Below are 6407 nucleotides of genomic sequence, written 5' to 3' on the forward strand. Positions count from 1 at the left end.
TCCTGCCGCCGGAGTCGACGCCTTCGACCACGCCCGCCGGTGCGGTTCCGCGCACCAGCCCCTCCAGACCAGTCAGCAACTCCTCACGGCCCTGGGCCACCACCACCGCACGGTGCTCGAAGGCTGCACGTGTGGTGGCCAGCGAGTAGCCGATGTCCGGGACGCTCTGCTCGGGGTGCGCCGCCACGAACGTATGCAGGCGCCGTGCCTGGCCGTTGAGGGCTTCGTGGCTCCTTCCCGATACCGGTACGAGGACCGGTACGCGAAGCGGTGCGGGGAGGGGCCCCTGGTCCGTCTCCGGTTCGGTGGTCCTGTCGTCGGGTTCGGCAGGGAGTGCCTGTTCAAGGAGTACGTGGGCGTTGGTGCCACTGGCGCCGAAGGAGGAGACCGCGGAGCGGCGGGGCCGGTCCCCGGTCGCGGGCCAGGGCCGGCTCTCGGCCAACGGCCGCACCGCTCCGGCGGACCAATCGACATGCGGAGAGGGTTCGCTCAGGTGCAGGGTGCCGGGCAGGACGCCGTGGCGCATTGCCTCGACCATCTTGATGACACCGGCGACTCCGGCCGCCGCCTGGGTGTGGCCCAGGTTCGACTTCAGGGAGCCGACCCACAGCGGTTGGTCCTCCAGCCGGTCCTGTCCGTAGGTCGCGAGCAGCGCTTGGGCCTCGATGGGGTCGCCCAGCTTCGTGCCCGTACCGTGGGCCTCGACGGCATCGATGCCGGCCGGAGTCAGTCCTGCCACGCTGAGCGCCTGGCGGATCACCCGCTGTTGGGAGGGGCCGCTGGGGGCGGTGAGGCCGTTGGACGCGCCGTCCTGGTTGATCGCACTGCCACGGACGACGGCGAGCACGGGGTGGCCGCCACGCCGCGCGTCCGACAGTCGCTCCAGCAGCAGGATGCCGGCGCCCTCGCCCCAGGCGGTGCCGTCCGCGCCGGCGGCGAACGGCTTGCAGCGGCCGTTGGGTGCGAGGCCCCTCAGGGCGCTGAACTCCAGAAACGTCTGCGGGGTGGACATCACGGTCACACCACCGGCCAGCGCCATCGAGCACTCGCCCCGTTGCAACGCTTGTATGGCCCAGTGCATCGCCACCAAGGACGACGAGCACGCCGTGTCGACGGAGACCGCCGGTCCTTCCAGGCCCATGGTGTACGCCACTCGGCCGGAGACGAGGCTGCCGTTACCCGTCGTCCCGGTGTCGCCGGTGGTTCCGTAGTCGTGGTAGATGACCCCGGCGAAGACGCCCGTACGGCTGCCGCGCAGTGTCGTCGGGTCGATGCCCGCCCGCTCGACCGCTTCCCAGGACGTCTCCAGCAGCAGGCGCTGCTGGGGGTCCATCGTCAGCGCCTCGCGAGGGCTGATGCCGAAGAATCCGGCGTCGAAGCGGGCCGCGTCGTGCAGGAATCCCCCTTCGCGCACATAGCTCCTGCCGGGCTTGCCGACTTCGGGGTCGTACAGCCTTTCGGTGTCCCAGCCGCGGTCGGTGGGGAAGGCGGACACGGCATCGGTTCCGTCGGCGACCAGCCGCCACAGGTCTTCGGGGGACGCGACGCCACCGGGGAAGCGGCAGGCCATCCCCACGATGGCTATCGGCTCCGCAGCGGCCGAGGTCAGCCTGTTGTTCTGCTTGCGCAGTCGCTCGTTCTCCACGAGCGCGTTGCGGAGAGCCTCGACGATCTCCTCGACGGATGCGTCCACAGTCGACCTGTCCTTAGCTGCTTGATCGGGTGGGGCGGCGTACTGGGGTATCAGCCGAGGCTCTTCAGGAAGTCGCGCATGACCTCCTGGAACCGCTCCGGCTCCTCAAGGTTGGGCACATGGCTGGAATCCTCGAACATCTCCCAGCGCACGTCGGGGATGAGATCGTGGTACGGCTGGACGACCTTTTCGGTGGCCTCGTCGTGACGGCCCGAGATGAGAAGCGTGGGGACCGCAATGGCGGCGATGCAGTCGGTTATCGAGAAGTTCCGCAGGGTGCCGGTCACATGGAATTCGCTGGGCCCGTTCATGGCGAAGTAGACCGTGGGGTCGTTGTACATCTCCATGAAGGTGGCCAGGTACTCACGCGGCCAGGGCTGTAGTCGGCAGACGTGCTTGTGGTAGAAGACCATCATGGCTTCCAGGTATTCCTGGCTGTCCGTGGTCCCGGCCGCCTCGTGCCGCCGTAGCGTTTCGTCGACGCCGGGCGGGAGTTGCGCCCGGAGTACTTCCATCTCCCGCAGCCACAGCGGGTACGAGGCCGGGGCGTCGGCCAGCACGAGTCCGCGCAGCCCCGCGGGGCGCGCGGCGGCGTGCTTTCCCGCCAGGATGCCGCCCCACGAGTGGCCGAAGAGCACGTAGTCGTCGGAGACGCCCAGCCTGTGCAGCAGGTTGTCGAGTTCGTCCAGGAAGAGGGAGACGGTCCAGAAGGCCTCGTCGCGGTCCGCGAGGTGGCTGGAGCCGCCATTGCCGATCTGGTCGTAGTGGATGACGGGCCGACCGTCCTCCGCGAGGCAGGCGAGGTTGAGCAGCGAGTCGTGGGTGGCGCCAGGTCCACCGTGCACCACGACGAGCGGGGGCCGGCCGGAGTCGAGTTCCCCTGTGACCCGGTACCACGTGTGGTACTCACCGAATGGCACCGTGCCCTTGGCGCTGGGAGCCGGTGTCAACGCAATCACCCCAATCCACTCGACACGACTGGGGACGACACTATGGGCCGGGATGCGCCGGGAAAGCCCCTAAGCTGCGGCGGCCACCCCTACTCGCCGTTGCTCCCTCGCTTGCCGCGCGGCTCACGAGAGGGACCCGAGCCAGTCCTCGATAATCCGCGCGGTGTCCTCGGCGTCATCTTCCACCAGGGTGTAGTGGTTGGCGGCGGCCGGTGCGAAGGTGTGCGAGGCGTCCCAGGGGCGCGCCTTGGGGAATTCCGCCGCGTCGCCGTTTTCCGCCTCCTGCGGGATGAAGGACTTCTCGGCGCCGACGAAGAGGACCGGCGCCCGGACACCCTTCTGCGTGAATTCCGGCAGGAAGTGGAAGTAGCGTGCCATCGCCGAGAGCTGTGCGCTGTCGTAGGGGCCGAATTCTGTTTCCATGTCCAGCATGCGGTAGGTGAGGTGCTCGAATCCGGATGGCATGCCGTGGTCCGTTACGGCGTAGGAGTCGAGCAGGACGACACCGGCCGGTGCGACACCCATGGCCGTTTCGAGGTGGTGTGCCGTCGCGTAGGCGAGCACGCCGCCGGACGAGTAGCCGACGAGGACGAAGGGCTCGTCGCCTGCCGTGCGCAGCACTCCTTGGGCCACCGCACGCACGGCGGCCTCGGCCGTGCGCGGCAGGTTCTCCCCCAACCCGAACCCGGGGAGGGGCAGGGCGGATACGTCCCGCCGTCCTCGGAAGTGTGCGGCGAGTCGGGCGTGCTGGTGCACACCGCCCGCCACCATGGGCGTGGAGACGCAGATGAGCCGGGGGGACCGTGTGCCGCCGACGGCGAGCGCGGCCGCTTCGGGGAGTCGTGCCGACTCCTCCGGCGTGGTGAACTGCAGCCGCAGGTCGGCCACGGCTCGTAGCATCGCGAAGGCTCCGGGGACGTCACCCGAGAGGACGCCGTCACGCCACAGTGTGGTCAGGGTGTCCGCACCACCAGTACCGGCTCCGGGGCTCGGGACGCCGGAGGTGGCGGTGTCGTCGGCGGCGAGTTCGGAGAGTACGCGCCGGGCCAGTTCGGCGGGGGTCTTGCTGTCGAAGACCGCCATGGGCGGCAGGCGCAGTCCGGTCGCGTCATTGATCCTGGCACGCAGTTGGGTCGCGGTCAGCGAGTCGAAGCCCGATTCCAGGAAGCCGCGGTCCGGGTCGACGGCCGTTGGATCGCTGTGCCCCAGCACTGCCGCGGCGCCGGCCAGGACCAGCTGGCGTACCTCCCGCTCCTGATCCTCGGCGGGGAGGCCGGCTAGCCGCCGACGCAGCGACTTGGCGTTCCCCCTGGTGGCGCGGCGGCGGGTCACGGGTACGAGATCCCGCAGCATCTCCGGCAGCTCGGCAGCGGCCGCCCCGCTCACCTCCAGCCGGACGGGGACAAGTGCGGGGCGGTCGAGCCCGACCGCCGTGTCGAGGAGTTCCAGGCCCTCCTGGGTGGACAGCGGGCGTACGCCGCCGCGTGCCAGTCGTGCGCGGTCCTCGTCGCCCATCGTCCCGGTCATGGAGCTGGCTTGGTCCCACAGGCCCCACGCCAGTGACTGGGCGGGCAGGCCCTGGGCACGGCGGTGCAGGGCGAGTGCGTCGAGGTACGCGTTGGCGGCCGCGTAGTTGCCCTGTCCCGGTCCGCCCAGCACTCCGGCCAGCGACGAGAAGAGCACGAAGGCGGACAGGTCCATGTCGCGGGTCAGGTCGTGCAGGTGCCAGGCCGCGTCGACTTTCGGGCGTAGCACCGTATCCATGCGCTCAGCGGTCAGCGAACCGATGGTCCCGTCCTCCAGCACACCGGCGGCATGCACCACGGCCGACAGCCGGCGCCCCGCCAGGAGCTTCGCCAGAGCGTCCCAATCGGCCACGTCGTGCGCCACGATCTCCACTTCGGCGCCCAGCCCTGCCAGCTCCGCCGCCAGGTCGGCCGCGCCGGGCGCCTCCGCACCACGACGGCTGGTCAGCAGCAGTTTCCGTACACCGTGCTCGGCGGCCAGATGGCGGGCCACGAGCCGGCCGAGGCCACCGGTGCCACCGGTGACCAGTACTTCGCCCTCACCACGGAAGGGCGGCACACCGGCGGTGCCTTCGTGCACTTCCTGCACGTCCTGAACTTCCTGCACGTCCTGCACTTCCTGCCTGGCGTCGGCGTCTTCGTGTCTGGCGTCGACGCGGACCAGGCGGGGAGTGTGGAGCATACCGCCGCGTACGGCCACCTGGGGCTCCTCCACGGCGAGGGCCGCGGCGAGCACCGCGGCGAGCTCGGTCGCGGATCCGCCGGAGCCGGTGGTGTCCCCGTGGGTGCCGGTGATGTCCCCCTGGATGCCGGTGGTGTCCCCGTGGGTGCCGTCGGAGTCAGGGCCGGCGGTGTAACTGTCGTCTTCGAGGTCGACCAGGACGAACCGGCCCGGCTCCTCCGACTGCGCGGAGCGTACGAGCCCCCATACGGCGGCCCCGGCCAGATCGCTCACTTCCTCCCCGTCCACCGCCACAGCGCCCCTGGTCGCCACCACCAGCGTCGACTTCGCGAACCGCTCCTCGACCAGCCATGCCTGGAGCACCTCCAGCACGCGGTGCGTCTCGCACCGAACGGTGTCGGGGTCAGCCGGGCCACCGCAGCGCAGTACCACCGCCTCCGGTACCGCGTCCTCCGGTGCCAGCGCTTCCCAGGGAACCGTGGAGAGGGCCGGGGGCTGCGCCGGGCGGGCCGCCCGCCCCCAGGCGACCTCGAACAGCGCGTCGTGCGCGGGGGACGGCGCCGTTCCGGGTGGGGCCAGCCGCTCCAACGACACCTCCCGCAGCGACAGCGACTCAATGGTCGCCACCGGGAGTCCGGACGCGTCCGCGGCCTCCAGGGCGACCTCGCCGTCCCGGACGGGACGTAGCCGCACCCGCAGTTCGGTGCTGCACGAGGCGTGCAGTTCCACTCCGCTCCAGGAGAACGGCAACGCAGCCGACGCCCCGGCCGCACCGCTCAGCGCGATGGAGTGCAGGGCGGCGTCCAGCAACGCGGGGTGCAGTCCGAAGCGTTGTGCTTCCACCTGTGCCTCTTCGGGGAGTGCGACCTCGGCGTAGACGTCCTCGCCGAGTCGCCAGGCGGATCGCAGCCCGGCGAACACCGGTCCGTAGCCGAGCCCGGCCTCCGCCAGTTCGTCGTAGAGGCCGTCGACGTCGATCGGCGTCGCGCCGGGCGGCGGCCAGGATGCGCCCGAGGCATCGCGGTCCCGGATGCCATGTCCGTCCGGTGACGGTGACAGGAGGCCGGTCGCGTGTTGGGTCCAGGGCAGGTGGGGGGCGTTCTCGGGGCGCGCGTACACCGAGACGGGGCGTCGGCCGTCCGCGTCGGCGGCGGCGACCACGACCTGGAGCCGCACCGAATGTTGGTCGGGCAGGACAAGGGGCGCCTGGAGTGTCAGCTCGTCGATACGGACGCAGCCCACCTGGTCCGCGGCTCTGAGAGCCAGCTCCAGGAATCCGGTTCCCGGGAAGAGCACCACGTCTCCCACGGTGTGATCGGCGAGCCAGCCATGTGTCGCGGTCGACAGCACGCCGGTGAAGGTGGTCGTGTCCGTGCCTGTGTCCGCACTCTCGACGACCGTTGCCAACAGGGGGTGTTCGGCAGAATCCAGACCGAGCGACGAGGGGGCGCCACCAGCTGTCGGTGTGGTGAGCCAGTACCGCTGGCGTTGGAAGGCATAGGTCGGCAACTCCACCCGCCGCGCAGCCACCCCCTCATACAACCGCTCCCACTGCA

Annotated in this window: 3 protein-coding genes; all 3 read right to left on the reverse strand. The window is 70.5% G+C overall.

Annotated features, from left to right (window positions below):
- Positions 1-1693, reverse strand: a 1693-nt coding sequence (locus ACZ4NB_RS38575) for a type I polyketide synthase (RefSeq protein WP_467667728.1), incomplete at its 3' end; no start/stop codon positions are given.
- 50 nt (positions 1694-1743) lie between these two features.
- The gene (locus tag ACZ4NB_RS38580; protein ID WP_467667729.1) at positions 1744-2643 is read right to left on the reverse strand and encodes a proline iminopeptidase-family hydrolase; all 900 of its coding nucleotides are present in this window, start codon (positions 2641-2643) and stop codon (positions 1744-1746) included.
- A gap of 123 nt (positions 2644-2766) precedes the next feature.
- On the reverse strand, positions 2767-6381 hold the full coding sequence (locus ACZ4NB_RS38585) for a type I polyketide synthase (protein ID WP_467667730.1): 3615 nt from the start codon (positions 6379-6381) through the stop codon (positions 2767-2769).
- Positions 6382-6407: the final 26 nt, after the last annotated feature.

Source organism: Streptomyces sp. NPDC026575, assembly GCF_055567415.1.